This is a genomic window from Streptomyces sp. Je 1-79 (genome assembly GCF_025195125.1).
Lineage (GTDB): Bacteria > Actinomycetota > Actinomycetes > Streptomycetales > Streptomycetaceae > Streptomyces.
The window spans coordinates 21,598-48,095 of sequence record NZ_JAMGSL010000011.1 but is presented as its reverse complement, the minus strand read 5'-3'; the positions used below and the strand labels follow the sequence as shown (position 1 = coordinate 48,095).

Here is a 26,498-nt window from a genome sequence, read left to right as displayed (position 1 = left end):
TTGCCAGCGTATTAAGGGGCCCCGGCCGGACGGTGGCCGGACGGCCGCCGCCGTGGCCTAGACGGCCGCAGCCCGCTGACGCCGCTTCGCCGCCGCGATCGCCCGGTTCGTCTCGCGCGTGTCCTGCTTCTCGCGCAGGGTCTGGCGCTTGTCGTACTCCTTCTTGCCCTTGGCGAGCGCGATCTCGACCTTGACCCGGCCCTTCAGGAAGTACAGGGCGAGGGGCACGATCGTGTGACCCGTCTCCTGGGACTTCGCCTCCAGCTTGTCGATCTCGGCGCGGTGCAGGAGCAGCTTGCGCTTCCGCTTCGCCGAGTGGTTGGTCCAGCTGCCCTGCATGTACTCGGGCACATGGATGTTGTGCAGCCACGCCTCATGGCCGTCGATCTGGACGAAGCCGTCGACCAGCGACGCCCGGCCCATCCGGAGCGACTTCACCTCGGTGCCCATGAGCACCACACCGCACTCGTAGGTGTCGATGATGTGGTAGTCGTGGCGCGCCTTCTTGTTCTGCGCGATGATCTTGCGCTCAGGACCCTTCTCGGGGTCCTTCTTCTTGGCAGGCTTGCCCTGCACGTTCACGAGTCCCTTTGCCATAGTGCGGCCATTTTCGCACTACGAGCCCCCTCCGAGGCCACTCAATACTGTTCTCGCCCGTGCCTCGGCCCGCTCGCCCGTGGTGTCGCTGACCACCAGGTCGGGCGTGATGCCCAGGCCGTCGACGCCGTGTCCGGCGGGGGTGCGGTAGTGGCCGACGGTCAGCTCGGCGACGGAGCCGTCGGGCAGCCGGCTCGGCATCTGCACCGAGCCCTTGCCGAAGGTGCGCGAGCCGACGGTGACGGCCCGGCCGCGGTCCTGAAGCGCTCCGGTGAGCAGCTCGGCGGCGCTCATCGTGCCCCCGTCGACCAGCGCCACCACGGGCCGGTGGGTGTCCCCGCCGCTCTGCGCGTACAGCGCCCGCTGCTCGCCGTCGACGTCGTACGTGGCGACCAGACCGCCGTCGAGGAAGGCGGAGGCGGCGACGGTGGCCTCGGCGACCAGGCCGCCGGCGTTGCCCCGCAGGTCCAGGAGGACTCCGGAGCCGGCCGGGGCGTGCCGTACCGCGTTCCGTACGCGCTCGCCCGCGCCCTTGGTGAAGGCGGTCACCTTGATCAGGACGGTCCCGTCGTCGAGGCGCCGCACGGTGACGTCGTCGGTGGCGAGCCGGGCCCGGGTCAGCGTCTGCGTCCAGGCGGAGCGGCCGCGCTCGACGCCGAGGGCGACGGTGGAGCCGGCCTGGGCGGCGCCGTCGCCGCGCAGGAGGGAGACGACCTCGGAGACGGAGAGAGCGCCGATGTCGCGCCCGTCGAGGGTGACGAGACGGTCGCCGGCCCGCAGACCGGCCCGGGCCGCCGGCCCGCCGGCCTGGACGCGGCTGATCTCGATCCGGCCTTCCGCGGACTTCCGCGCGGAGAGCCCGACACCGGTGTACGAGCCGTCGAGCGCCTGCTCGAACTCCTCGTACTCGGCCGGGCCGTACACCGCGCCCCAGCGGTCGCCGCTGCGGCTGACGAACTCCTCGGCCGCCTGCTTGCCGGACTTGCCGTCGGCCATCGCCTCGGCGGCGGCGCGGGAGAGGTCGGCCGGGTCGACGGTGCCGCTCGCCGGGGCCTGCTGCGCGCGCTTCACGGAGGCGGCCTCCTGCCGGGGCAGGGACCCGGTGGCCGCGGCCGTGGCGAGCACTCCGGCGAAGACCAACGTCAGGGCAGCCCCGCGGAGGACTCCGCGGGGCCGGATACAGAACTCGGGGCGGGACCCCGGGCCGACGGCCGACATGGCGCCCACTCTAGGACAAGCGAAAGGCGCCGTACGGTCGTTGACCGCACGGCGCCCGGGGTACTCGGAGGTCTCTTCTCACACCTTCAGGTACTTGCGCAGCGCGACGAATGCGGCAAGGGCCGGCATCAGCAGGCCGATGGCGATGACGAGCGGCAGCTTGGCGAGGACGGCGTCCCAGCCGATGAAGTTGACGAGCTGCATCTTGTCGGCGAGCGCGATGCCGTGGTCGATGAGGAAGTACCGCCCGACCAGGAGCATGATGCAGGCGACGGCGCCGCCGAGGAGTCCGGCGAAGGCGGCCTCCATGATGAACGGCATCTGGATGTAGAAGCTGGAGGCGCCGACCAGTCGCATGATGCCGGTCTCGCGCCGTCGGCTGAAGGCGGAGACGCGCACCGTGTTGACGATCAGCATCAGCGCGATGACCAGCATCAGTCCCATGACGCCGAGGGCGGCGATGTTCATGCCGTTCATCAGGTCGAAGAGGTTCTGCAGGATGTTGCGCTGGTCCTGGACGGACTCCACGCCGTCCCGGCCCGCGAAGGCGGTGGCGACGACCTTGTACTTCTCCGGGTCGTCCAGCTTGACCCGGAACGACTCCTGCATCTGGTCGGGCGTGATGACCGACGCGATGGCGGTGTCGCTGTACTGCTCCTTGTAGTGCTTGTAGGCCTCGTCGGTGGACTCGTGGTGCACGGTCTCGACGATGTCCATCTTCTTCAGATCGGCCTCGATCTGCTCCTTCTGCTGCGCGGTCACCGCGCCCTTGGCGCACTTGGTGGAGGTGGCCGCGTCGTTCTTGTTGCAGAGGAAGATGGAGACGTTGACCTTGTCGTACCAGTAGTCCTTCATCGTGCTGACCTGCTCGCGCATGAGCAGCGCGCCGCCGAACAGGGCGAGCGAGAGGGCCACGGAGACGATGACGGCGAAGGTCATCGTGAGATTGCGCCGGAGACCGACGCCGATCTCGGAGAGCACGAACTGAGCGCGCATGGTGTTCTATCCCCTACCTGCTCAGTGCTGGTATCCGTAGACGCCGCGCGCCTGGTCGCGGACGAGACGGCCCTTCTCGAGCTCGATGACGCGCTTGCGCATCTGGTCGACGATGTTCTGGTCGTGGGTCGCCATGACGACGGTGGTCCCTGTCCTGTTGATGCGGTCGAGCAGCTTCATGATGCCGACGGAGGTCTGCGGGTCGAGGTTGCCCGTGGGCTCGTCCGCGATCAGCAGCATCGGGCGGTTGACGAAGGCCCGGGCGATGGCGACGCGCTGCTGCTCACCACCGGAGAGTTCGCCGGGCATCCGGTCCTCCTTGCCGCCGAGGCCGACGAGGTCGAGGACCTGGGGCACGGCCTTGCGGATCTCGCCGCGCGGCTTGCCGATGACCTCCTGGGCGAAGGCGACGTTCTCGGCGACGGTCTTGTTGGGCAGCAGCCGGAAGTCCTGGAAGACGGTTCCGAGCTGGCGCCGCATCTGGGGCACCTTCCAGTTGGACAGCCGGGCGAGGTCCTTGCCGAGGACGTGCACCTGGCCGTGGCTGCAGCGCTCCTCGCGCAGGATCAGCCGGAGGAAAGTCGACTTTCCGGAGCCGGAGGAACCGACGAGGAAGACGAACTCCCCCTTCTCGATCTCCAGGGATACATCCCGGAGCGCGGGGCGGTTCTGCTTCGGATAGGACTTGGAGACGTTGTCGAATCGGATCACGGATGCACCACGGTCGGCCGGGAGTAGGTGTGCGCGACCTTACGCGACCGGCGATGGCCTGCGCAGTCGCGGTCCCGGCTTGCGTGCTTTATCCTTTTCGCCCTTCGGGGCGGAAGCGATGCGATCCGGGTGTAATCCGACGGGGCGCGCCGAAACGACGTGGAGCTGGCACAGTGGTAGGGGGAACGCTCGGGTACGACCGGGCGTTGTCCCTGATGTGGATCCCTGTGCGGGAGGAGGAGAGCGCATGACCTATGACCGACTGGTGTGCGCCAACTGCGCGGCCCCCGTCGCGGAGGGCCGCTGCCCCGTCTGCCGCGCGAACCGGGAACGTCTGGACCCGTCGACGGGCCTGACCCCGGCGATGCTGCTGGCGCTCGTCGTCGCCCTGGTGGCGATGGTGGCGCTGCTCGCGGCCCTGCAGACCGCGTAGGGCTTCCGCGCTCCCCGCATACGAGCCGGACAAGGGGAGAGGGCCGGGGGAACGCCCCCGGCCCTCTCTTCATGCTTCTACGACCTGACGGTCACCGAGCCGCTCAGACGGCGGCGCGGCCACCGCCGACCAGACGCGGGAGCATCCGGAAGCCGATGCCACCGGCGATCATGGTGGCGGCACCGATGATCAGGAACGAGGTCTCGGCGGCGCCGGTCTCAGCCAGCTCCTCCTTGGCCTTGCCCTGCTCGACGGGCTGCGAGCCGGCGTTGTCGGTGTCGGGGTTGTTGTTGACGCACTCGGCGCCGTCGACGTCGACGGTGCAGTCGCCGGCGTCCGAACCGCCGTCATCCGGCGTGGTCGGGCTGGTGGTCGGCTCGCCCGTCGGCTTCGGGCCGTCGGTCGGCTTCGGGCCGTCCGTGGGCGTCGGCTTCGGGTCGTCGGTCGGCGTCGGGTCCGGGTCGTCGGTCGGCGTCGGGTCCGGGTCGTCCGTGGGCGTCGGGTCCGGGTCGTCGGTCGGCGTCGGGTCCGGGTCGTCCGTCGGCGTCGGGTCCGGGTCGTCGGTCGGCGTCGGGTCCGGGTCGTCCGTCGGCGTCGGCTCCGTCTCGCACCCGGGCTCGCCCGGGATGCAGGTGGGATCCGCCTCGGGCAGCTCGGCCTGGACACCGATCGTCAGATCGACACCCACGGCCGAAGCGGCGCCCGCCGCAGTGAGCGACGCGCCGGCGGCGATGACCGCACCGGCAGCTATCCGCGCAACGCGGATCCGCGTCTTCTTCGTCATCTGGCTGCTACCCCCAGTAGCTCAATCTCGTCATTGGAGCAGCGCTCGGGGCCTCGGGCACGAAGGGCGTTCTCACCATGTCGAACCTGCCCCCGTCTCACACGCGCCCCAGAGATACGCATGCCGCATGTCACCCTTCCGAGTTTCCGCATACGCGTCAAGGTCGTTGCGCGTGCGATGCCCGAAAGATCACCAGATGCCTGCCATGCGGGGATGCAACTGTGACGTAAACGTGGAACTACCGCCCCTCCCAAGCCAGTTCCCATGTCGACAAAGCGTCAGAGACGTCAACTTGCCGCTTGCGCCCGCGAAGTGGTGCTTCTCGGCCGGAGGGGTGTGCGCCACCGTCCTCGCGCCCCGTACGACGACGGCGCCGGGCCCCGTGTCTTCACGTGGGGCCCGGCGCCGTCAGGTCGGGAGGGTTACTTGTCCTGCTGCTTGCGCCAGCGGATGCCCGCCTCCAGGAAGCCGTCGATCTCGCCGTCGAGGACCGACTGCGGGTTGCCGACCTCGAAGTCCGTACGGAGGTCCTTGACCATCTGGTACGGGTGCAGGACGTACGAGCGCATCTGGTTGCCCCAGGAGCTGCCGCTGTCCTTCAGGGCGTCCATCCTGGCCCGCTCCTCCTGGCGCTGACGCTCCAGCAGCTTGGCCTGGAGGACGTTCATGGCGCTCGCCTTGTTCTGGATCTGGGAGCGCTCGTTCTGGCAGGAGACCACGATGCCCGTCGGGATGTGCGTGATGCGCACCGCCGAGTCCGTCGTGTTGACGCCCTGGCCGCCGGGGCCCGACGCGCGGTAGACGTCCACGCGCAGCTCGGACTCGTCGATCTCGACGTGGTCGGACGACTCGACGACCGGCAGGATCTCGACGCCCGCGAAGGACGTCTGGCGGCGGCCCTGGTTGTCGAAGGGGGAGATGCGCACCAGGCGGTGCGTGCCCTGCTCGACGGAGAGCGTGCCGTAGGCGTACGGGGCCTTGACCACGAACGTGGTCGACTTGATGCCGGCCTCTTCCGCGTACGAGGTCTCGTAGATCTCGGTGCCGTAGCCGTGCCGCTCGGCCCAGCGCAGGTACATGCGCTGGAGCTGCTCCGCGAAGTCGGCGGCGTCGACGCCGCCCGCCTCGGCGCGGATGTTGACCAGCGCCTCGCGCTCGTCGTACTCGCCGGAGAGGAGCGTACGGACCTCCATCTCGTCCAGCGCCTTGCGGACGGAGGCCAGCTCCGTCTCCGCCTCGGCGCGGGTGTCCGGATCGTCCATCTCCTCGGCGAGCTCGAAGAGCACCCCGACGTCGTCGATCCGGCTGCGCAGGGCCTCGGCCTTGCGGACCTCGGCCTGGAGGTGCGAAAGCTTGCTGGTGATCTTCTGCGCCGCCTCCGGGTCGTCCCAGAGGGACGGGGCCGCGGCCTGCTCTTCGAGCACGGCGATGTCTGCCCTCAACTGTTCGAGGTCCAGCACGGCCTCGATCGACCCCATGGTCGAGGAGAGGGACTTCAGCTCTTCGGATACATCGACGACTGCCACGCGTCCAGCGTAACGGCTCGGCGCAAATGCCAGGCCCCGCCGGTCTCGGTGACAAGCGGTGACAAGCGGCGGGGAGGGGCGGGGAGCGGCGCTGGCTACGGCTGGGTGGAGGTCTTCGAGTCCTGCGGCGGCGGTACGGCGGTGTCCTCGGCGGTCGCCAGGTAGCCGCCGACGCCCAGCGCGCCCGCGACGAGGACCGCCGCGACCGACAGGGTGATCCGGCGCTTGCGGACCGTCTCCGCCTTGTGACGGGCCGAGCCGGGGCGGCGGGCGCCCGCCGAGCGCGGGGCACGGGCGGTGCCCAGGGGGCCGCCCGCGAGCTCGTCGGGGGCGGGGACGCGCATGGAGGTGTGGGTGTCCCGGTTGGAGTCGGGAGTGGCGCCGGGGACCAGGGGGACGGCGGCCCGGCGCGGGGCGGTCCCCGTGGGCCCCGTCGGGTAGGGGTCCTCCTCGCGCGGCTCCTGCGCCGGCTGCTCCGCGTCGTCGGGCTCGTCCACGTCCAGCGGGGGCAGGCCGGCCAGGAGCGGCAGGCACTCCCGTAGCCGGCTGGCCAGTTCCGAGGCGCGCAGCCGGGAGGCCGGTGCCTTGGCCAGGCACTGGACGATCAGCTGCCACAGCTCCTCGGGGATGCCCGGCAGGGGGACGACCGTCTCGGTGACGTGGCGGCGCAGCACGGCGCCCGGGTGGCCGCCGCCGAAGGGCGTGAAGCCGGCCAGGAGCTCGTACAGGACGGTCGCGAGGGCGTAGATGTCGACCGCGGCGCGTGGCGGCAGGCCCTCGACGATCTCCGGGGCGAGGTAGTCCGGCGTTCCGATGATCCGCGTGGCCTTGGTGCGGCCCGGTGTGTCGATGAGCTTGGCGACGCCGAAGTCGGTGAGGAGGGCCGGGTGCGCTCCGGCGGGGCCGAGCGGGCCCTCCATGTCGAGCAGGATGTTCTCCGGCTTGACGTCCCGGTGGACGACCCCGGCGGCGTGCGCGGCGGCGAGTCCGTCGGCGACGTCGGCGATGATCGCGACGGCCGCCTCGGGGGCGAGCCTGCGCTCGCGGTCGAGGCGGGTGCGCAGGTCGGTGCCGCGGACCAGGTCCATGACGAGCGCCAGGTCGTTGCCGTCGACGACGAGGTCGCGGACGGAGACGACCCGCGGGTGGTCGAGACCGAGGAGAGCGGTGCGCTCCTGGACGAAGCGGCCGACGAGCTCCTGGTCCGAGGCCAGGTCCTCGCGCAGCAGCTTGATGGCGACGGGGCCCTCGGGGCCCTCGCCGAGCCACACCGTGCCGGCGCTGCCCCGACCGAGGATCTGGTGGGCCGTGTAGCGGCTGCCGATATTCCGTGCCAAGACTGCTCCCTCAGCGGCTGGCGGACGCGTCAAAGTTACGCGTCCGCAGCCGCCGGTCGTCACTTCCGCGGGGAAATCACCCCTCGGAAGTCGATAAATCGGCAGTACTACTGCCCCGTACCGCCGGTAGTAGTACCGGTCTCGGCGCCCGAGCCGGATCCCGTCAGCTCGGAGACCCAGTCGGTGAAGGACGAGATCCCGTCGCCGAGGGCCTCCCAGTAGCCCTTGCCTTCGGCGATCCAGCCCTGGAGCGGGGTCAGCTCCCAGATGAGCCAGCCCGCGACCACGAAGAGCACGATCGTGAACAGACAGCCCTTCAGGCAGCCGAGTCCCGGGATGCGCATCGGGTTGGCGCTGCGCTGACGCGGCTGACGCGGCTCGCGCGGGGCCGGCGGCTGCGGAGCCTGCGGGGGCGGCTGCGGCGGGTTGTACGCCTGCTGGGGCCGCGCGTACTGCTGCTGGGGCTGCCGCTGGTGCTGCTGAGGCTGCTGAGGCGCGTACTGCTGCGGCTGCTGCTGGTACCGGGGCGGCTGCTGGGGCTGCTGGTACGGCTGCGGAGGCCGCTGCTGGTGCTGCGGGGGCTGCTGATGCTGCGGGGGCTGCGGCTGACGCTGCGGGCGGCGGCGCAGCGGGTCCTCGCTCGGGTCCAGGTACTGGACCTGCGTCTGCTCGTTGCGGTCGCGGGCCGCACGCAGCTGGCTCTGCCAGGGGTGCGGCTGCTCCTCGTTCGGCGCGCCCTGCGGTGGCTGCGGCGGTACGGGGGGCATGACCGCGGTCGGGTCGGCGCCGCCCATCGGGCCGCTCGTCTGCATGACGCTGGTCGGCGCGGCGGGGTCGTAGTGCGCGCCCGCTCCGCTGGGCAGCACCTGGGTCGGGTCCGCGGCTCCGGGCGTCTCCGGGACCGGCGCGGGCGCCGGGTCGGGGGCGAGGAGCGCGCCGACGCCGTCGGCGGCCTCGATCTGCGCGGGCGTGGCGTGGACGCCGATGCCGGCGGCGACGGCACGCAGACCGCGGGCCAGGTTCTCGGCGCTGGGACGCCGGTCGGGGTCCTTGCTCAGGCAGCGCTCTATCACCGTCCACAGCGGGCCGGGCACGGTCGACGGGCGCCGGGGCTCCTCGCTGAGGTGCCGGTGCAGCACTTCGAGGGCGGTGCCGCCGGCGAACGGGGGTCGGCCCGTGACCAGCTCGTAGAGCAGGATGCCCGCGCCGTAGATGTCGACGGCGGAGGTCTGCGGGCGGCCCTCGGCGGACTCCGGCGCGACGTACGCGGGCGTGCCGACGAACTCGTGCGTACGGGTCAGGCCCGGGGAGTCGGCGAGCCGCGCGATGCCGAAGTCCGTCAGCATCGGGTGCATCTGGCCACCCTGCTCGGCGAGGAGCACGTTGGCGGGCTTCAGGTCGCGGTGGACGACGCCGTCGGCGTGGCTGGCGGCGAGCGCGTCGGCGATCTGGGCCGTGAGGAGCGCGGCGGCGACCGGGGTGAGCGGGCCGTTCTCGCGGATGTACCGGTGGAGGTCCGGGCCCTCGACGAGGTCCATGACCAGGGCGAGGACATCGCCCTCGACGACCAGGTCGCGGGTGCGCACGATGTTGGGGTGGGTGAGCCGCAGGAGCACGGACCGCTCGCGCAGGAAGCGCATCACGATGTCCGCGTCGTTGGCCAGCTCCTCCTTGAGGACCTTGATGGCCACGGTCTCGCCGGGCTGGCCCTGCACGGCCGCCTCGGCGCCCGCGGCCTCCCTCTGGCGGGCTCGCCAGACGGTGCCCGTGGCGCCGCGTCCGAGCGGCTCCTCGAGCAGGTACTTGCTGCCGATTGGCCGCACGTCACGCGCTCCCTGCTGATCGTGGTCCTGGGGGTCCCGGGGTCCTGTCGTGTGTGGTGACCCGTCCGGGTGTCCGACCCACTTTAGTGCCGCCGATCGGGTCGGGGGTCGAACGCAAGGCGGCCGATTCCCGCGCCGGACTTGTCCGAAACAAGACGCTCCTGGCGCCCCGGCGGTTGCCGCGGACGTCGGAAGGCGTACCCAACCAGGCACTTTTACGTCCACAGCCGACCATTCAAGATCACTTGAGGGCGACCCGCGGGCGGGTTGTCGGTGGCAGGTGCGAGGATGCACACAGCACGCGCGTCGAGGGTCGGGAGCCCCCGTGCCGTGCCGACCTGTACCGGACGACGCGTCCGTGCCGGGTGGGGGGAGGCACCGGGCGGTTCCCCTGCCGGGCACACGCGCAGAAGGGACCGCTGACGGCGATGCAGATCCGGCTGACCGTCCTCGCGCCGCACGCCGGCCACGGCGCCGGGCGCGCCTGCGATGTGCTCGTCACCGCTCCGGCGGGGACGGCGCTGGCCGCCGTGGCCTCCGGTCTGGCCGCGGCCGTCTCCGGGCCCGACACGTCGCTTTCCGGTTCGACCGTGCTCTACGCCGGGCGGGAGCGGCTGGACGCCCGGCGCTGCTCGCTCGGGGAGCCCCCGCTGGTCGACGGCGCGGTGCTCACGATCCAGGTCCCCGGCGAGGGCGACCTGCCCGGCGAGGGCGCCTCGGCCCGGCTGCACGTGGTCGCGGGGCCCGACGCGGGCGGTGTGCACCTGCTGCACCGCGGCCCGATCGGAATCGGCCGGTCCCTGGACGCGGACGTCCCGCTCGACGACCCGGACGTCTCCCGGGTCCACTGCACGGTGACGGTCGGGGACGACGGCCGGATCACGGTCGCGGACCTCGGCTCCACGAACGGGACGACGCTGGACGGCGTCGCGGTCGGCGACCGCCCCGTCCGGCTGCGGCCCGGGGCGCTGCTGCGCCTCGGCGAGTCCGCCCTCCGCCTGACGGGCCCGGGCTCCCCGGACACGGACTCCCTCCCGACGGCCCCGGACGGCGAGGGCCACCTGCGGGTGGACCTCGGGACGGGCGGTGGAGAAGACCCGGACGCGTACGGACCGGGCGCGGGGACCACCGGCGCAGGGCGGGGGCCAGGGCCTGGCACCCCCGCCTCCGGGACCGGCTCCTCGCCGTACGGGACGGGTGCCCGTACGGAATCGGGGACGGGACGTCCGAGCGCGGTCGGGGACGGAGCCCACGGGCACGGTGCCCGGCCGGACGGGGACGCTCCCGGAGCGCGGGACGCGACGCACGGGGGCTATGGCGGTTCGCCCGCGCACGCCCGTGCCGCGGAGCCTGTGGACGACGAGGGCGAGGGCCACAGCAGGACCCGGCAGACCCCGCGCTTGGCCGCTCCCCCGCGCGGCAGGCGCGGGATAGGAGCCTGGGCCCGCCGGTTCGCCGGCACCAGGGAGGAGCCGCCGGCCCCCGGTGCCGTCGCCGGGGCGGAGGCGGAGGGCTCCGGTGCCGACCGGGCCGCCGGTCCCGCGCCGAGCCCCGACACCTGGCCCGACCCGGCCGCCGTGCTGCTCACCGCGCTCGGCCCCGGCCCACGGCTCTGGGAGCGCGGGCAGGACCATCCCGAGGCCCTCGTCGTCCGGCTCGGCACGACCGACCGCGCCGAACTGTCGGGGGTGCCGGTCACCGTCGGGCTGCGCGAGGCGGGTTCGCTCGGACTCGCGGGCCCGGGCAACCGGCTGGCCGGGCTCGCCCGCTCCGTCGTGGCCCAGCTCGCGGCCCTGCACTCCCCCTCCGACCTGGAGATCGTGCTGATCAGCGCGGACCGGAGCCGTTCCCTGGAGGAGCGGCGGCGGGCCTGGGGCTGGCTGGGCTGGCTCCCGCATCTGCGTCCGGCGCACGGCCAGGACTGCCGCCTCCTCCTCGCGTACGACCGCGACCAGGCCCATGCCCGTACGACGGAGCTCACCCGGCGGCTCGACGACGGCCCGCTCGGACCCGGCTGGCCGAGCGCCGACCGCGCGGCCGTCACCGAGGCCGCGGCGCGGTACGAAGGTCCGGTCACGGTCGTGATCGTGGACGGCGACCCCGGGTCCGCGGCGCTGCGCGAGACCACCGCGCGGCTCGCCGGAGCGGGTGCGGCCGCGGGCATCCATCTGATCTGTCTGGCCGAGGCGCCGGCCGCGTCGCCGGTCTCGCCGGTCGCCGCGACGTACGAGAGCGCGTGCGCGGTCTCCCTCGCCTTCCGCGAGTGCGGAGCCGTCGCCCTGCTGAGCGGCGACGTGGCGACGGCGCTGCGGCTGCTGCGTACGGCGGGGGGCCGGGCCGCGGGCCACGGGACCGTCGGCGTGGTGGACGCGGTGTCGGTCGCGTGGGCCGAGCGTTTCGCGCGGGCGGTCGCGCCCCTGCGTACCGACGCCCCCGCCGCGCAGGGACGGACGGCCGCGACGGCGCTGCCCCGCTCCGCCCGGCTGCTCGACGAGCTGGGCCTGGCGCGGGCCACGCCCGCCTCGCTGCTGGCGCGGTGGGCGGCGGCGGGCGACGGGACGGCGGTCCTGGGCGCCGGGCCGCGCGGGCCGGTCTCGGTCGACCTGACGGAGGAAGGCCCCCATCTGCTGATCGAGGGGCCCGCGGGCAGCGGTCGCACGGAGCTGCTGCGCTCGATCGCGGCGTCCCTCGCGGCCGGGGGCCGTCCGGACCGGCTGGGGCTGCTGCTCGTGGACGGCGCGGGCGGTGAGCGCGGCGAGGGTCTCGCGGCCTGCACGGAGCTGCCGCACGTCACCGAGCACCTGGTAGCCGCCGACCCGGTGCGGATGCGGGAGTTCGCCCAGGCGCTGGGCGCCGAGCTGAAGCGCCGGGCGGAGATCCTGGGCGACGGGCACTTCGCGGACCGCCAGGCCGCCGCGCGCATGATCGGCCAGCGTCGGCCGAGCGCGGCGGAGACCATGCCTCCGGGCGCCCGCGCGACCGCCCGCATCCCCGACGCCCGCACGGCGGAACCAGGCGACCGCCCGAGCGGCCGCACCCTCCGCACGGGCGAGGGCCTGGTCGGCGACCGCCCGGGCACCGACGACCTGACGTATCTCCCGAGCGCCCGGACCCCCCGCACGGGCGCCGGCACCGAGAGCCGCGCCGCGCGCCCCGGCGCCGACGATCTCACCGACCGCCCCAGCAGCCGCACCCCACGCGCGGGCGCCGACGACCTCACGTACCTCCCCAGCGGCCGCACCCACCGCACGGGAGCGGACGAACTCGCCGACCGGCCCAGCAGCCGCACCCACCGCACCGGCGAGGGGAGCCTCGGCGACCAGCCCAGCGGCCGCATCCCACGACCCGGCGCCGGCGATCTCGCCGACCGGCCCAGCGGCCGCACCCACCGTCTCGGCGCCGACGACGAGGCCGCCGCGCTTCCCCGGCTCGTCGTGCTGGTCGACGACTACGACGCGCTCGTCGCGCCCGCGCTCGGCTCGCCCGGGCGGCCCGCCGCCGGGTCCGTCGTACGGGCCCTGGAAGCCGTGGCGCGCGGCGGTGCGCGCCTCGGCGTGCACCTGGTCGCGACGTCAGCGCGCCCGGACCGTACGGCGGACACGGAGCTGGCCCACGGCGCGCGCCTGCGGATCGTCCTCGACGCGCCCCCCGTGGCGGCCGGGCCCGACGACCCCGCGCCCGGCCGGGGGCGGCTCGGGCACCCGGACGGCCGGGTGACCCCGTTCCAGGCCGGCCGGGTCACCGGCCGCATCCCGCGCACGGCGACGCTCCGCCCGACCGTCGTCCCGCTCGAATGGGAGCGCATGGGCGACCCGCCCACCCGCAGACCCGTGCGCGAACTGGGCAACGGCCCGACCGATCTGGCGCTCCTCGCGAGCGCCCTCGAACGAGCCGCCCGCTCCCTCGACGCCACCCCGATCTCGCCCCTCAGCCCCGCGACCCACCCCTGACGGCCACCTGACGGCCCCCGAGGCCCCTGACGGCACGTCACCGGCCACTTGACGGCCCCCGACGCCCCTGACAGCACGTCACCGGCCACCTGTCGGCCTCCTGACGGCCCCCGAGGCCGCCTGACGCCCCCCGACGCCCCCTGACGACACGTCACGAGCCCATCACGATCACCCGCTTGACGCGGAAGGCGGTATTGCGGGCCCGGGGCCCCCGGCGTAGACCTGAGCGCACGGGACACGCACCGCGCACAGGAGAGACGGGGCAGAAATGCGTACAACTCTTCGTACACGCAGGACCGCACGGACCGTCGCCACGGTCACCGCACTCACCCTCGGGCTCGCTCTCGCCGGCTGCGGCGGCGGCGAGGACAGAGACACGGGCACGAAGGAGCCCGGCCCGCCGGGGGCTTCCCCGAGCTCCGTGACCCTGCCCTCGCTCAAGGGCGAGAAGATCGAGGTCGCCGCCGTCTGGACCGGCCCCGAGCAGGAGAACTTCACCAAGGTCCTGAAGGAGTTCGAGAAGCGCACCGGCGCCACCGTCACCTTCGTGCCCGCGCAGGACCCGATCGTGAACTTCCTCGGCACGAAGATCGCCGGTGGCTCCCCGCCCGACGTCGCGATGCTCCCCCAGGTCGGAGCGATCCAGCAGGCCGCCGCTCAGAAGTGGCTGAAACCGGTCGGCCCCGACGCCAAGGCACAGCTGGCCAAGAACTACTCCCAGGGCTGGCGGGACCTCGGCGCCGTGGACGGCACCCAGTACGGCGTGTACTTCAAGGCCGCCAACAAGTCCCTGATCTGGTACAACAACGCCGCCTTCGAGAACGCGGGCGCCACCGAGCCGAAGACCTGGAAGGAGTTCCTGGCCACGGCCGAGACGATCTCCGCCTCCGGTGTCACCCCGGTCTCCGTCGGCGGAGCGGACGGCTGGACGCTGACCGACTGGTTCGAGAACATCTATCTCTCCCAGGCCGGCCCGGCCAAGTACGACCAGCTCGCCAAGCACGAGATCAAGTGGACCGACGCGTCCGTCACCCAGGCCCTGACCACCCTCGGTGAGCTGTTCGGCAAGCCGGCCCTGATCGCGGGCGGCGCGGACGGCGCGCTGCAGACGGAGTTCCCCACCTCGGTCACCCAGACCTTCACGGGCGGCGACCAGCCCAAGGGAGCGATGGTCTTCGAGGGCGACTTCGCGGCCGTCAACATCGGGCAGACCAGCGCGAAGATCGGTACGGACGCGAAGGTCTTCCCGTTCCCCGCCGTCGGCTCGGCCTCCCCGGTCGTCACGGGCGGCGACGCGGCGGTGGCCCTGAAGGACACCAAGGGCGCCCAGGCCCTGCTGACCTTCCTGGCCTCCCCCGACGCGGCCGCGATCTGGGCGGGCGCGGGCGGCTTCCTCTCCCCCAACAAGAACCTGGACCTGGCCGCGTACCCGAACGACGTCCAGCGCGAGATCGCCAAGGCGCTCCTGGAGTCCGGGGACGACTTCCGCTTCGACATGTCGGACCAGATGCCGCAGTCCTTCGGCGGCACGCCCGGCAAGGGCGAGTGGAAGGCGCTGCAGGACTTCCTGAAGAACCCCAAGGACGTCGCGGGGACCCAGGCGCGCCTGGAGGCCGACGCGGCCAAGGCGTACAAGAGCTGACGTGGTGGCCTCCGCCTCCAGGGTCACCGGCACGCGCAGGACGGTCGCGGCGGGGTTCCTCCTCCCCGCGCTCGTCCTGCTCGGCGCGCTCGTCGTCTACCCGATCGGGTACTCCGTCCACCGCTCGTTCTTCGACAGGTCCGGGGACTCCTTCGCCGGGCTCGACAACTACACCGCCCTCTTCACCGACGACACGATCCTCACGGCCGTCAAGAACAACGCGGTCTGGGCGGTCCTCGCCCCGGCCGTCGCGACCGCCCTCGGCCTGATCTTCGCGGTGCTCACCGAACGGGTGCGCTGGGGCACGGCGTTCAAGCTGATCGTCTTCATGCCCATGGCGATCTCGATGCTGGCCGCCGGAATCATCTTCCGGCTCGTGTACGAGCAGGATCCGGACCGCGGTGTCGCCAACGCCGTCTGGGTCGGCGTCCACGACACCTTCGCCGAGTCCTCCGTCTTCCCCCGGGCGCGCCCGCTGCCGGTCCACCCGCTCGAAGCCGCCGGCGGCGGCGCGTTCGTCACCAAGAGCCCGGTCCGCACGGGAGAGACGGTACGGCTCCCCCTGATCGGCGTCGCGCCGGCGCAGATGCCGGAGGGCGCACGGCCGGCGCACGAAGCCCCGCCGGGGGACGGTGTGATCACCGGCACCGCCTGGCTGGACTTCACCAAGGGCGGCGGCGGGAAGCCGAACGCCGTCGACCCGACCGAGGCCGGTCTCAAGGGGCTGCGGATCGAGGCGGTGAAGGACGGGCGGGTGGTGGCCACGACGCGGGCGGCCGCCGACGGCTCCTTCACCCTTCCGGCCTCCGCCGACGGCGCCCTGCTGCGGCTGCCCGCGAGCAACTTCCGCGAGCAGTACAACGGCGTGGAGTGGCTGGGCCCCTCGCTCGTCACCCCGGCGGTGATCGGCAGTTACGTGTGGATGTGGGCCGGGTTCGCGATGGTCCTGATCGCGGCCGGTCTGGCGAGCGTGCCGCGGGAGCTGATGGAGGCCGCGCGCGTCGACGGGGCGAACGAATGGCAGGTCTTCCGCCGGATCACCGTCCCGCTGCTGGCTCCGGTCCTCGCCGTCGTCCTGGTGACCCTGATGATCAACGTGCTGAAGATCTTCGACCTGGTCTTCATCATCGCGCCGGGCTCGGCACAGGACGACGCGAACGTGCTCGCGCTCCAGCTGTACCGCTCGTCCTTCGGCACGGACGCGGATCTCGGGGTCGGCTCCGCCATCGCCGTCCTGCTGCTCCTGCTGGTGATCCCGGTGATGGCGTTCAACATCCGCCGGATGCGAAGGGAGGCCCGCAGGTGACGGCGACCAACGAAGGCGGCCAGGGCTCTCGGCTCGGCGCTCCGCGGGCCGCCCGCGCCGGCTCCCCGACGGCCGCCGCCCGCGTGGGCGCTCGGCCGGCCCCCCGGCTCGGCTCCCGACTGGCCGCGCGCGCCGCCGGAGGCGCGATGCGGGTCTTCCTCGTCCTCGTCGGCCTGTTCTGGCTGATGCCGACGGTCGGGCTGCTGCTCTCGTCGCTCCGCGGCCCCACCGACATCAGCGAGAGCGGCTGGTGGCAGGTCTTCACCTCCCCGGCCCAGCTGACCGTCGAGAACTACTCGGCGCTCCTCTCCAACGAGACCATCACCCACTCGCTCGTCTCCACCGTCCTGATCACCGTCCCCGCCACGGTCCTGGTCCTCGTCATCGGCTCGCTCGCCGGATACGCCTTCGCCTGGCTGGACTTCCCCGGCCGCGACTGGTGGTTCCTGGTGGTCGTCGGGCTGCTGGTGGTGCCGGTGCAGGTGGCGCTCGTACCCGTCTCGAAGCTCTTCGGCGCGATCGGCGTCTTCGAGACGACGCTCGGGGTCGTCCTCTTCCACACCGCCTTCGGACTGCCGTTCGCGATCTTCCTGCTGCGGAACTTCTTCGCGGAGATCCCCAAGGAGCTCCTCGAAGCGGCCAGGCTGGACGGAGCGGGCGAGATCCGGCTCTTCACCCGGGTGGTCCTGCCGCTCGGCGGGCCGGCGATCGCCTCGCTCGGCATCTTCCAGTTCCTGTGGGTGTGGAACGACATGCTGATCGCGCTGATCTTCGCGGACTCCGAGTCGCCGCCGATCACGGTGGCGCTCCAGCAGCAGGTACGGCAGTTCGGGAACAACATCGACGTGCTCGCGCCGGGCGCGTTCCTGTCGATGGTGATCCCGCTGGCGGTCTTCTTCGCGTTCCAGCGGCAGTTCGTGTCGGGGGTGATGGCGGGGGCGGTGAAGTAGCCCCGGAGGACGACCGCAGGCGTACGGGTGGGGGCTCCGCGGCCGTACGGGCGACCGCACGCGGACGGGCGACCGCAGGCGTACGGGCGAGGGCTCCGCAGCCGTACGGGCGACCGCACGCGGACGGGCGGGGGCCGTGCCCGGGCCTGACCGCCCCTACGCCGTGAGGGCCGCGACCGCCGAGCGCGCGAGGTCGTCCACGTACCCCTTCGGCAGCTCGCCGCGCACCACCACGAGCCGCCAGTAGAGCGGCCCCACCACGAGGTCGAGGGCGCGCTCAGGGTTCGTGCCCTCCGGCAGTTCGCCGCGCGCCACCGCCTCGCGGACGATCTGCGCGACGACGCCCTGCTGGCTGTCGAGCAGGGCGGCCTTGATCGCGTCGGCGATCTCCGGCTGCCGGGCGGCCTCGACCAGCAGGTCCGGGATGACCTGGGAGGCCACGGGGTGGCGCAGGGCGTGCGAGGCGACTTCGAGGAGCGCGCGCACGTCCCCGTACAGCGAACCGGTCGACGGCGCCGGCAGCCCCTGCGTGGCGAAGGCTCCGAGGAGGTCGAGGACGAGCGAGAGCTTCGACTTCCAGCGGCGGTAGACGGCGGTCTTGCCGACGCCCGCGCGGCGCGCGATGCCCTCGATGGACATCCGGGCGAAGCCCACGGCGGCCAGCTCCTCGAAGACGGCGGCGCGGATGGCCTCGGTCACGTCCTCTCGGAGCACGGCGGCCCCGGCGGGGGCGCGGCGGGGGGATCCGGGGCGTGTCGTCATGAACGGGATCCTAACCAACCGTGAACCTCGACGTCACGACGGAACGGTTGCGTTGCGACGTCGGATCGCCCTACGCTCCACGTAGCGACGATACGGACCCGTTCCGTCGTCAGCGCCGCCCTGCACCCTCGTCGAAAGCGACGTCGTGACCACCGAGACGCTCACGAAACCCGACTCCGGGACCGCGCCCGACCTGCACGCGCTCGCCCTGCGGCACGGACTCTCGGTCAGCGGCGCCCGCCCGGGCCTCCCCGCGTACGTCCGACAGCTCTGGTCCCGCCGCGCCTTCATCGGCGCGTTCGCGACCGCCCGGCTCACGGCCCAGTACAGCAACGCGAAGCTCGGCCAGCTCTGGCAGGTGATGACCCCGCTGCTCAACGCGGCGGTCTACTACCTGATCTTCGGCATCCTCATGAACGTCCAGGAGGGCATCCCGGACTACGTGCCGTTCCTGATCACCGGCGTCTTCGTCTGGACCTTCACCTCCCAGTCGATCATGACCGGCACCCGTGCGATCAGCGGGAACCTCGGCCTCGTGCGCGCCCTGCACTTCCCCCGCGCGAGCCTCCCCCTCGCCCTGGCGCTGCAACAGCTCCAGCAGCTCGTGCTCTCGCTCTGCGCGCTCGTCGGGATCCTGTTCTGCTTCGGGGAGTTCCCCCGCTGGAGCTGGCTGCTCGCCGTGCCCGCGCTCTTCCTCCAGGCGCTCTTCAACGCCGGGGTCGCGCTCGCCATGGCCCGTCTCGCCGCCCGCACCCCGGACCTCGCGCAGCTCATGCCCTTCCTGCTCCGGACCTGGATGTACGCCTCCGGGGTCATGTGGTCCCTCGACCACCTGGCGCGCAGCGGCCGGATCCCCGACCTGGCGATCACGCTCCTCCAGTGCAATCCGGCGGGCGTCTACATCGACCTGATGCGCTTCGCGCTGATCGAGAGCTTCACCGCCGACCGGCTGCCCCCGCACCTCTGGGCGCTCGGCGCCGGCTGGGCGCTCGTGGCCTTCGTGGGCGGATTCATCTACTTCTGGAAGGCAGAGGAGACGTACGGCCGTGGCTGAACAGACCTTGACGACGAGCACCCCGGCACAGGACCTGCCGACGACCAGCCCGACACACCCCACGGATCCGGCCGCCGCGCCGGAGCGCGTTCCCACCGTCGTCGCCGACGGCGTCCACATCACGTACACCGTCAACGGAGCCCGTTCCGGCAAGGGCGGCGCCACCGCCGCGCTCGACCGGATCCTCGGCCGCCACGCCACCCCCGGCGCCCGCACGGTGCACGCCGTCAGGGGCGTCAGCTTCGCCGCGTACCGGGGCGAGGCGATCGGCCTGATCGGTTCGAACGGATCCGGAAAGTCCACCCTCCTCAAGGCCGTCGCGGGGCTGCTGCCCGTCGACCGGGGCAGGATCTACACCGGCGGCCGGCCCTCCCTGCTCGGCGTGAACGCGGCGCTGATGAACGACCTGACCGGCGAGCGGAACGTGATCCTGGGCGGGCTCGCGATGGGCATGGCCCGCACCGAGGTCGACGCCCGCTACGACGACATCGTCGACTTCTCCGGGATCAACGAGAAGGGCGACTTCATCTCGCTGCCCATGCGGACGTACTCCTCCGGCATGGGCGCCCGCCTCCGCTTCGCCATCGCTGCGGCAAAGAGCCACGACGTCCTGCTGATCGACGAGGCGCTGGCCACGGGCGACGCCCGCTTCCGCCGTCGCAGCCAGGAGCGGATCGACGAGCTGCGGGCCGAGGCGGGCACGGTCTTCCTGGTCTCCCACTCCCACTCGACCATCACCCGGACCTGCGACCGGGCGCTGTGGCTGGAGGCGGGGACGCTGCGGATGGACGGCCCGGCGAAGGAGGTGGTGGCGGCGTACGAGGCGTTCACCAAGAAGGACTGACAAAACACCCGAAATCCACTCAGACAGCAATAGAGTGCGGTTTCGATGACGACGCATCGCAACCGCACCCCGCCGCCCCCGCCCGAACCGGATCCGGGCCCGGACGCCGCCCAGGCCGCGCGCTCCGGCCCCGGTGGCCCGACCACGGCCGCCTCCGGCCCCTCCCCGGGACCGGCCGCCGAACCGGGCGCCCAGGCCACGTGCGCCCCCGCGCCCCCCGCCCTGACCGGCTCACCCTTCGACTCGGACACCTTCACCTCGGCCACCTTCGTCAAGGTCGGCCGCGGCCCCGCCCTCGCCCTCACCGTCGTGTGGGCGGTCACCCGCGCCGGCATGCTGCTGCTCCTCCTGCGCGACAGCCTGGGCGTCGGCGGGGTCGGCCGCGAGGTGTACGTCCTCTACCAGCACTGGTACCGGCAGTTCGGCCACGGCACCTTCCCCGTGAACGACGTCACCTGGCAGTACCCGCCGGGCGCCGGCCTGGTGATCATGTCCCCCGGCGTCCTGCCCTGGCTCACGTACTTCCAGGCCTTCGTCGCCCTCACCCTCCTCGCCGACGCCGCCGTCACCCTGGCGCTCGCCCGCGCCGACAGCAGCCGCGTCACGCACGGCGCGTGGGTCTGGGTCTGCGGTCTCCCGCTGCTCCTGCACATCCCGCTGGCCCGGTACGACGTCCAGGTCACCGCCCTCGCCGTGTTCGCCCTGCTCGCGCTGGGCTCCCGCTCGGCCGTCGGGCACCGGCTCGGCGGCGTGCTCGCCGGGCTCGGCGCGCTCGTCAAGGTGTGGCCGGTTCTCGCCCTGATCGGCACGCCCCGGGGCCGTACCACCCGCGACGCCTGGGTCTCCGCCGCCGCCACCGCCGCCGCCCTGCTCGCGACCCTCGCGCTCTGCTTCTCGCACTCGCTGGGCTTCCTGCGCCAGCAGGGCAGCCGAGGCGTCCAGATCGAGTCGCTGGGCGGCACCGCGCTCGCCCTCGCCCGGGCGGCCGGAGTCTGGCCGGGCACGGTCCAGTACCGCTACGGCGCCTACGAGTACGTCGGCCCGTACGTCTCCAGCGTCGGCCGTCTGGCGCTCCTCCTGACCGCGATCACCTTCGTCTGGCTGCTGGTGTGGCGGCTGCGGGCCCGCACCTGGACCCAGGCAACCCCGCTCGACGCGGCACTCGCCGCCGTCCTGCTCTTCACCGTCACCAGCCGCGTGATCAGCCCGCAGTACATGATCTGGCTGCTCGGCCTCACCGCCGTCTGTCTGACCTCACGCCGGACCGTGATGCGGCCGGTGGCACTGCTGCTCCTGCCGGCCGCCGGACTGAGCTCGCTCGCGTACCCGCTCCTCTACGACGACGTGGTGGCCGGCGCCTGGCCGGGCGTGACCGTCATGGTGGCCCGCAACGGGCTGCTGCTCGCGGCGGCGCTGCTGGCGGCCCGCCGCCTGTGGACCTCGACGACACCGCCGACCTCACCGGAACGGACACCGAGGAAACGGACCCCGACGACCGCGACCTGAACGACAAGGGCCCCGCCGGACGACCGGCGGGGCCCTTCGCGCATACCTGCCTGCGGCGCCTAGCTGTGCGCGCGCAGAAGCTGGCGCATCGTCCTCATGGCCACCGACAGGTTCGCCAGGTCGAAGGTCTCCGAGCCCTGGATCTCCTCCAGCGTGCTGCGCGCCCGGCCGAGGATCGCCGCGTTCTTCTGCTCCCAGTCCTTGAACCGCTGCTCCGGCGTCGAGGCCCCGTCGCCCGCCGACAGCACGTCCGCCGTGAGGGCGGCGTGCGCGGCGAACAGGTCCTCGCGGATGGAGGCGCGGGCCATCGACTGCCACCGGTCGGCGCGCGGCAGTTCGATGATGCGGTCCATGAGCTGGGTGATCCGCAGCCGGTCGGCCAGGTCGTAGTAGACCTCGGCGACCGCCATCGGGTCCTTGGCGGTGCGGTCCGCGATCGCGACGATGTCGAGCGTCGGGAAGGCGGAGGAGAAGCCGGCGACCCGCAGGGCGAGCAGCTCCGGCACACCGAGGCCGGTCAGCTCCTCCAGGATCGACTGGTACCACTCCAGGTCCGCGCCGCGCAGCAGCTGCGGCAGCTCGCCCCAGACCTCCTCCACGCGCTCGCCGAAGAACTCGATCGTCTCGGCGAGCCGGAGCGGCTGCGGACGGTTACCGAGCAGCCAGCGCGTACCGCGCTCGACCAGACGGCGGGAGTGCAGGCGCATCCGGGTCTGGACGTCGGCCGGGACCTCGTTGTCGAGCGCCTCGACGGCGTCCCAGACCTCGCCGAGCCGGAAGATGGCGCGGGCGGCGGTCTGCGCGCGGACGATCTCCTCGATCGACGCGCCGGTCTCCTCGCGGAGGCGGTGCAGGAAGGTCGAGCCACCGGTGTTGACGGTGTCGTTGACCAGGACCGTGGTGACGATCTCGCGGCGCAGCGGGTGACTGTCCACCGCGTCGGCGAACTTCTCGCGCAGCTGCGTCGGGAAGTACGCGTGGAGCAGTCCGCGCAGGTACGGGTCGTCCGGCAGCTCGGTGCCGATCAGCTCGTCGGCCACCGTGATCTTGGTGTACGCGAGGAGGACCGCGATCTCCGGCTGGCTCAGGCCCTTGCCGTTGTTGAGCAGCTCGCGGATCTGCCGGTCGTTGGGCAGGAACTCCAGCGAACGGTCCAGGGCTCCGTCGCGGCCCAGGCGGCGCATGAAGCGCTGGTGGGCGTGGAGGAGGGACGGCGACTGGGCGACCGCGTTGGCCAGGGCGACGTTCTGCGCGTAGTTGTTGCGCAGAACGAGCGAGCCGACCTCGTCGGTCATCTCGGCGAGGATCTTGTTGCGCTGCTTGACGGTCATGTCGCCTTCGGTGACGAGCCCGTTGAGCAGGATCTTGATGTTGACCTCGTGGTCGGAGGTGTCCACACCGGCGCTGTTGTCGATGGCGTCGGTGTTCACCTTGCCGCCCTCGCCCTCGGGGCCGCCCTTGCGGGCGAACTCGATGCGGCCGAGCTGGGTCAGACCGAGGTTGCCGCCCTCGCCCACGACCTTGACCCGCAGGTCCTCGCCGTTGACGCGGATGGCGTCGTTCGCCTTGTCGCCGACGTCCGCGTTCGACTCGGTGGACGCCTTGACGTACGTACCGATGCCGCCGTTCCAGAGCAGGTCGACGGGCGAGTGGAGGATCGCCTGCATCAGCTCGGCCGGGGTCATCTTGGTGACGCCGTCGTCGATGCCGAGGGCCGCGCGCATGTGCGCGTTGACCGGGATCGACTTGGCGGTGCGGGGGTGGATGCCACCGCCCGCGGACAGGGCATCGGACGTGTAGTCGGCCCAGGAGCTGCGGGGCAGCTCGAAGAGGCGGCGCCGCTCGGCGTACGAGACGGCCGCGTCCGGGGTCGGGTCGATGAAGATGTGGCGGTGGTCGAAGGCCGCGACGAGGCGGATGTGCTCGGAGAGCAGCATGCCGTTGCCGAAGACGTCGCCGGACATGTCGCCGACGCCCACGACGGTGAAGTCCTCGGTCTGGGTGTCGTGGCCGAGCTCGCGGAAGTGCCGCTTGACGGACTCCCAGGCGCCGCGGGCGGTGATGCCCATGCCCTTGTGGTCGTAGCCGGCCGAGCCGCCCGAGGCGAAGGCGTCGCCGAGCCAGAAACCGTAGGAGACGGCGACGTCGTTGGCGATGTCGGAGAAGGTCGCGGTGCCCTTGTCGGCGGCGACGACGAGGTAGGTGTCGTCCTCGTCGTGGCGGACCACGTCGACCGGGGGCACGACCTCGCCGGCGACCAGGTTGTCGGTGATGTCGAGCAGCGCGGAGATGAAGGTCTTGTAGCTCGCGATGCCCTCGGCCAGCCACGCGTCGCGGTCCACGGACGGGTCCGGGAGCTGCTTGGCGACGAAGCCGCCCTTGGCGCCGACGGGCACGATGACGGTGTTCTTCACCATCTGCGCCTTGACCAGGCCGAGGATCTCCGTCCGGAAGTCCTCACGCCGGTCGGACCAGCGCAGACCGCCTCGGGCGACCTTGCCGAAGCGCAGGTGGACACCCTCGACACGCGGCGAGTACACCCAGATCTCGTACGCCGGGCGGGGCGCGGGGAGGTCGGGGATGGCCTGCGGGTCGAACTTCATCGACACGTAGGAGTGCGGGGCCCCGTCCGCCGCGTTCTGGAAGAAGTTCGTCCGCAGCGTGGCCTTGATGACGGTGAGGAAGGAGCGCAGGATGCGGTCCTCGTCCAGGCTGGCGACCTGGTCGAGGGCGGCGTCCAGCTCTTCGAGCAGCGCGTCGATCAGCTCGACCCCGGCCCGCTGGCGCTCCGGCGACATCCGGGCCTCGAAGAGGGAGACGAGCAGCCGGGTGGTGTGGACGTTGTTACGGAGCGTGTCCTCCATGTAGTCCTGGCTGAACGTCGCACCCGCCTGGCGCAGGTACTTCGCGTAGGCGCGCAGCACCATGGCCTGGCGCCAGGTCAGCCCGGCGCTCAGCACCAGCGCGTTGAAGCCGTCGTTCTCGGCCTCGCCGGTCCAGGTCGCGGAGAACGCCTCCTGGAACCGCTCACGGGCGTCGTCGCTGAAGGAGGCGCCGTTGGCGGTCGGGGCGGGCATCCGCATGCCGAAGTCGTAGATCCACGCGTGCGTACGGTCGGCGCAGCGCAGCTCGTACGGGCGCTCGTCGATGACCTCGACGCCGAGCCGGTTGAGCACCGGCAGCACGGCGGAGAGGGAGATCTGGTCGCCCGACTTGTAGATCTTGAAGCGTCGCTCGCCGGGACGGGCGCCGACCGGCTCGTACAGCGAGAGCTCGAACTCCTTGCCGGTGCGGCTGAGCTGCTCGAGGTGGCCGAGGTCGGCGACGGCGGCGCGCGGCGAGTGATCGGCCTTGTAGCCCTCGGGGAAGGCGTTGCCGTACCTGCGCAGCAGTTCGGCGGCGCGCTCCTCGCCGGTCTCGGCGTTGAGGGCCTCGGCGAAGCCGTCGGCCCACGAGCGGGCGGCCTCGACGAGCCGGGCCTCGATGCGGTCCCGGTCGGCGTCGGTGAGGTGGCTCAGCTCGGTGCCGGGGGCGACGCGCACGACGAAGTGCAGCCGGGTGAGCACCGACTCGGTGCTCATCAGCGTGAAGTCGACGCTGGTGCCCTGGAGCTCTTCCTTGAGGATGTCGGTCAGACGCTCGCGGACGGTGGTGTTGAAGCGGTCGCGCGGCAGGTAGACGAGGGCCGAGTAGAACCGGCCGTACTCCTCCTGGCGCAGGTAGAGCCGCAGCCGGCGCCGCTCCTGGAGGTACAGGACGCTGGTGACGATCTCGCGCAGTTCTTCCGGCGGGGTCTGGAAGAGCTCGTCGCGGGGGTACGTCTCCAGGATCTGGAGCAGGTCGCGGCCGTCGTGGCTGTTCGGCGAGAAGCCGGCGCCGTCCAGGACCTCCTGGACCTTGCGGCTGATGACCGGCACGCGGCGGACGGACTCGGTGTAGGCGGCCGAGGAGAACAGGCCGAGGAAGCGGCGCTCCCCGATCACGTTGCCGTCGGCGTCGAACTTCTTCACGCCCACGTAGTCGAGGTACGAGGGGCGGTGGACGGTGGAGCGGCTGTTGGCCTTGGTGAGGATCAGCAGCTTGTGCTCGCGCGCCTTGGCGCGTGCGTCGTCGGGCAGCCGGCTGAAGGACGGCGAGACGGGGTGGGCGTGGTGCTCGTCGTCGCCGCCGTGGTGCGGGTCGGAGCGCAGGACACCGAGGCCGGTGCCCGGGACGGCGGCCAGCGCGTCCCCGTTGACCAGCTCGTACTCGCGGTAGCCGAGGAAGGTGAAGTGGTCGGCGGCGAGCCAGCGGAGCAGCTCACGGGCCTCTTCGACCTCGGTGGGGCGCAGATCGTCGGCGGTGGGCTCGTCGGGGAGGTTGTCGGCGATGCGCAGCGCGGCGTCGCGCATCTTCTCCCAGTCCTCGACGGTCTCGCGGACGTCGGACAGGACGCGCAGCAGGTCGGTGGTGATCTGCTTGAGGTCGGCGCGGTCGGTCTCGCGGTCGATCTCGACGTGGATCCAGGACTCGATGAGCGCGTCGTGGGGCAGCTCGCCCTTGGGCTCGGTGGTCAGGACCTCGATGAGCTTGCCGGTCACGTCACGGCGGACGAGGACCTGCGGGTGGATCACGACGTGGATGCCGCGGCCCTGGCGGGAGAGCTCGTTGGTGACCGAGTCGACGAGGAAGGGCATGTCGTCGGTGACGACCTCGACGACGGAGTGGCTGCAGGTCCAGCCGTTCTCCTCGACCGTCGGCGTGTGGACGCGGACGCTCGCGGTGCCCTGCGGGCGGTTCTCCGCGAGCCGGTAGTGCGAGAGAGCGGCGCCGAAGACGTCCACCGGGTCGCGGTCGGTGAGGTCCTCGGGCGCGGTGTGCAGGTAGTAGCGCTGGAGGTAGTCGAGCACGGTGTCCCCGTCCGGGCGCTTCCCGTTCTCGGGCCCCGTCGGAAGTTGCCCCCCGACCGGGCCGGTCTCAGCAACCCGGGCGGCCCGTGCGAGCAGCTCGGCCTTGGCTTCGTCCAGCTTGGTCTGCATGTCCTCTGGCTCCTGTCGCGCGCCGTTGCGTGACGTCGGTG

Annotated in this window: 18 protein-coding genes; 8 read left to right on the top strand and 10 right to left on the bottom strand. The window is 72.3% G+C overall.

Annotated elements, in window-relative coordinates; all coding sequences use genetic code 11:
* Window positions 1-57: 57 nt before the first annotated feature.
* The 4 genes from smpB to ftsE form a co-directional block, all read right to left on the bottom strand.
* A complete protein-coding gene (gene smpB, locus M5362_RS22930; RefSeq protein WP_260229596.1) occupies window positions 58-597 on the bottom strand; it encodes an SsrA-binding protein SmpB in 540 nt (179 codons plus the stop codon).
* Window positions 598-615: 18 nt separating this feature from the next.
* A complete protein-coding gene (locus tag M5362_RS22925; RefSeq protein ID WP_260229595.1) occupies window positions 616-1,815 on the bottom strand; it encodes a S41 family peptidase in 1,200 nt (399 codons plus the stop codon).
* Window positions 1,816-1,893: 78 nt separating this feature from the next.
* Window positions 1,894-2,811, bottom strand: a complete 918-nt coding sequence (gene ftsX, locus M5362_RS22920) for a permease-like cell division protein FtsX (protein ID WP_260229594.1) — start codon at window positions 2,809-2,811, stop codon at window positions 1,894-1,896.
* Between the two features lie 21 nt (window positions 2,812-2,832).
* Window positions 2,833-3,522 (bottom strand): cell division ATP-binding protein FtsE, encoded by a 690-nt coding sequence (gene ftsE, locus M5362_RS22915; protein ID WP_260229593.1) that lies wholly within the window; start codon window positions 3,520-3,522, stop codon window positions 2,833-2,835.
* Between the two features lie 247 nt (window positions 3,523-3,769).
* Here ftsE and M5362_RS22910 point away from each other — a divergent pair, with 247 nt between their 5' ends.
* Window positions 3,770-3,955 (top strand): hypothetical protein, encoded by a 186-nt coding sequence (locus tag M5362_RS22910; protein WP_260229592.1) that lies wholly within the window; start codon window positions 3,770-3,772, stop codon window positions 3,953-3,955.
* A 103-nt stretch (window positions 3,956-4,058) separates the two neighbouring features.
* Here the strand turns inward: M5362_RS22910 and M5362_RS22905 are convergent, their stop codons facing one another.
* The 4 genes from M5362_RS22905 to M5362_RS22890 form a co-directional block, all read right to left on the bottom strand.
* Window positions 4,059-4,739, bottom strand: coding sequence for an LPXTG cell wall anchor domain-containing protein (locus M5362_RS22905; RefSeq protein WP_260229591.1), 681 nt, complete (start codon window positions 4,737-4,739; stop codon window positions 4,059-4,061).
* Window positions 4,740-5,161: 422 nt separating this feature from the next.
* Window positions 5,162-6,265, bottom strand: coding sequence for a peptide chain release factor 2 (gene prfB, locus M5362_RS22900; protein WP_260229590.1), 1,104 nt, complete (start codon window positions 6,263-6,265; stop codon window positions 5,162-5,164).
* A 95-nt stretch (window positions 6,266-6,360) separates the two neighbouring features.
* Complete coding sequence (locus tag M5362_RS22895) at window positions 6,361-7,602, bottom strand: serine/threonine-protein kinase (protein WP_260229589.1); 1,242 nt, start codon at window positions 7,600-7,602, stop codon at window positions 6,361-6,363.
* A gap of 107 nt (window positions 7,603-7,709) precedes the next feature.
* Window positions 7,710-9,425, bottom strand: coding sequence for a serine/threonine-protein kinase (locus M5362_RS22890; RefSeq protein ID WP_260229588.1), 1,716 nt, complete (start codon window positions 9,423-9,425; stop codon window positions 7,710-7,712).
* Between the two features lie 428 nt (window positions 9,426-9,853).
* On the opposite strand from M5362_RS22890, the gene M5362_RS22885 reads away from it, so the two are divergent.
* The 4 genes from M5362_RS22885 (at window position 9,854) to M5362_RS22870 (ending at window position 17,273) form a co-directional block, all read left to right on the top strand.
* Entirely contained in the window at window positions 9,854-13,375 is a 3,522-nt protein-coding gene (locus M5362_RS22885) for an FHA domain-containing protein (RefSeq protein ID WP_260229587.1), read from the top strand.
* A 268-nt stretch (window positions 13,376-13,643) separates the two neighbouring features.
* On the top strand, window positions 13,644-15,017 hold the full coding sequence (locus M5362_RS22880; protein ID WP_260229586.1) for an ABC transporter substrate-binding protein: 1,374 nt from the start codon (window positions 13,644-13,646) through the stop codon (window positions 15,015-15,017).
* A 1-nt stretch (window position 15,018) separates the two neighbouring features.
* Window positions 15,019-16,323 (top strand): carbohydrate ABC transporter permease, encoded by a 1,305-nt coding sequence (locus tag M5362_RS22875; RefSeq protein ID WP_260229585.1) that lies wholly within the window; start codon window positions 15,019-15,021, stop codon window positions 16,321-16,323.
* Window positions 16,320-17,273 carry a carbohydrate ABC transporter permease gene (locus M5362_RS22870; RefSeq protein ID WP_374214508.1) on the top strand — a complete coding sequence of 318 codons (954 nt, stop codon included), beginning with the start codon at window positions 16,320-16,322 and terminating at the stop codon, window positions 17,271-17,273. The genes M5362_RS22875 and M5362_RS22870 overlap by 4 nt, the downstream gene beginning before the upstream one ends.
* 156 nt (window positions 17,274-17,429) lie before the next feature.
* Here M5362_RS22870 and M5362_RS22865 read toward each other — a convergent pair whose 3' ends face one another.
* Complete coding sequence (locus tag M5362_RS22865; RefSeq protein ID WP_260229584.1) at window positions 17,430-18,035, bottom strand: TetR/AcrR family transcriptional regulator; 606 nt, start codon at window positions 18,033-18,035, stop codon at window positions 17,430-17,432.
* A 145-nt stretch (window positions 18,036-18,180) separates the two neighbouring features.
* On the opposite strand from M5362_RS22865, the gene M5362_RS22860 reads away from it, so the two are divergent.
* The 3 genes from M5362_RS22860 to M5362_RS22850 are packed head-to-tail and all read left to right on the top strand — an operon-like array spanning window position 18,181 to window position 21,439.
* On the top strand, window positions 18,181-19,089 hold the full coding sequence (locus M5362_RS22860; RefSeq protein WP_260229583.1) for an ABC transporter permease: 909 nt from the start codon (window positions 18,181-18,183) through the stop codon (window positions 19,087-19,089).
* A gap of 34 nt (window positions 19,090-19,123) precedes the next feature.
* Window positions 19,124-19,933 (top strand): ABC transporter ATP-binding protein, encoded by an 810-nt coding sequence (locus tag M5362_RS22855; RefSeq protein WP_260229773.1) that lies wholly within the window; start codon window positions 19,124-19,126, stop codon window positions 19,931-19,933.
* Window positions 19,934-19,978: 45 nt separating this feature from the next.
* A complete protein-coding gene (locus M5362_RS22850) occupies window positions 19,979-21,439 on the top strand; it encodes a glycosyltransferase family 87 protein (protein WP_308354897.1) in 1,461 nt (486 codons plus the stop codon).
* Between the two features lie 59 nt (window positions 21,440-21,498).
* Here M5362_RS22850 and M5362_RS22845 read toward each other — a convergent pair whose 3' ends face one another.
* Window positions 21,499-26,457, bottom strand: a complete 4,959-nt coding sequence (locus M5362_RS22845) for an NAD-glutamate dehydrogenase (protein ID WP_260229582.1) — start codon at window positions 26,455-26,457, stop codon at window positions 21,499-21,501.
* Between the last annotated feature and the right edge of the window lie 41 nt (window positions 26,458-26,498).

Coding starts and splice junctions, on each gene's coding strand:
- M5362_RS22925 (WP_260229595.1), bottom strand. CDS start 1,815: ATGTCGGCCGTCGGCCCGGGGTCCCGCCCCGAGTTCTGTATCCGGCCC.
- M5362_RS22905 (WP_260229591.1), bottom strand. CDS start 4,739: ATGACGAAGAAGACGCGGATCCGCGTTGCGCGGATAGCTGCCGGTGCG.
- M5362_RS22880 (WP_260229586.1), top strand. CDS start 13,644: ATGCGTACAACTCTTCGTACACGCAGGACCGCACGGACCGTCGCCACG.
- ftsX (WP_260229594.1), bottom strand. CDS start 2,811: ATGCGCGCTCAGTTCGTGCTCTCCGAGATCGGCGTCGGTCTCCGGCGC.
- M5362_RS22865 (WP_260229584.1), bottom strand. CDS start 18,035: ATGACGACACGCCCCGGATCCCCCCGCCGCGCCCCCGCCGGGGCCGCC.
- M5362_RS22845 (WP_260229582.1), bottom strand. CDS start 26,457: ATGCAGACCAAGCTGGACGAAGCCAAGGCCGAGCTGCTCGCACGGGCC.
- M5362_RS22910 (WP_260229592.1), top strand. CDS start 3,770: ATGACCTATGACCGACTGGTGTGCGCCAACTGCGCGGCCCCCGTCGCG.
- smpB (WP_260229596.1), bottom strand. CDS start 597: ATGGCAAAGGGACTCGTGAACGTGCAGGGCAAGCCTGCCAAGAAGAAG.
- M5362_RS22885 (WP_260229587.1), top strand. CDS start 9,854: ATGCAGATCCGGCTGACCGTCCTCGCGCCGCACGCCGGCCACGGCGCC.
- M5362_RS22850 (WP_308354897.1), top strand. CDS start 19,979: ATGACGACGCATCGCAACCGCACCCCGCCGCCCCCGCCCGAACCGGAT.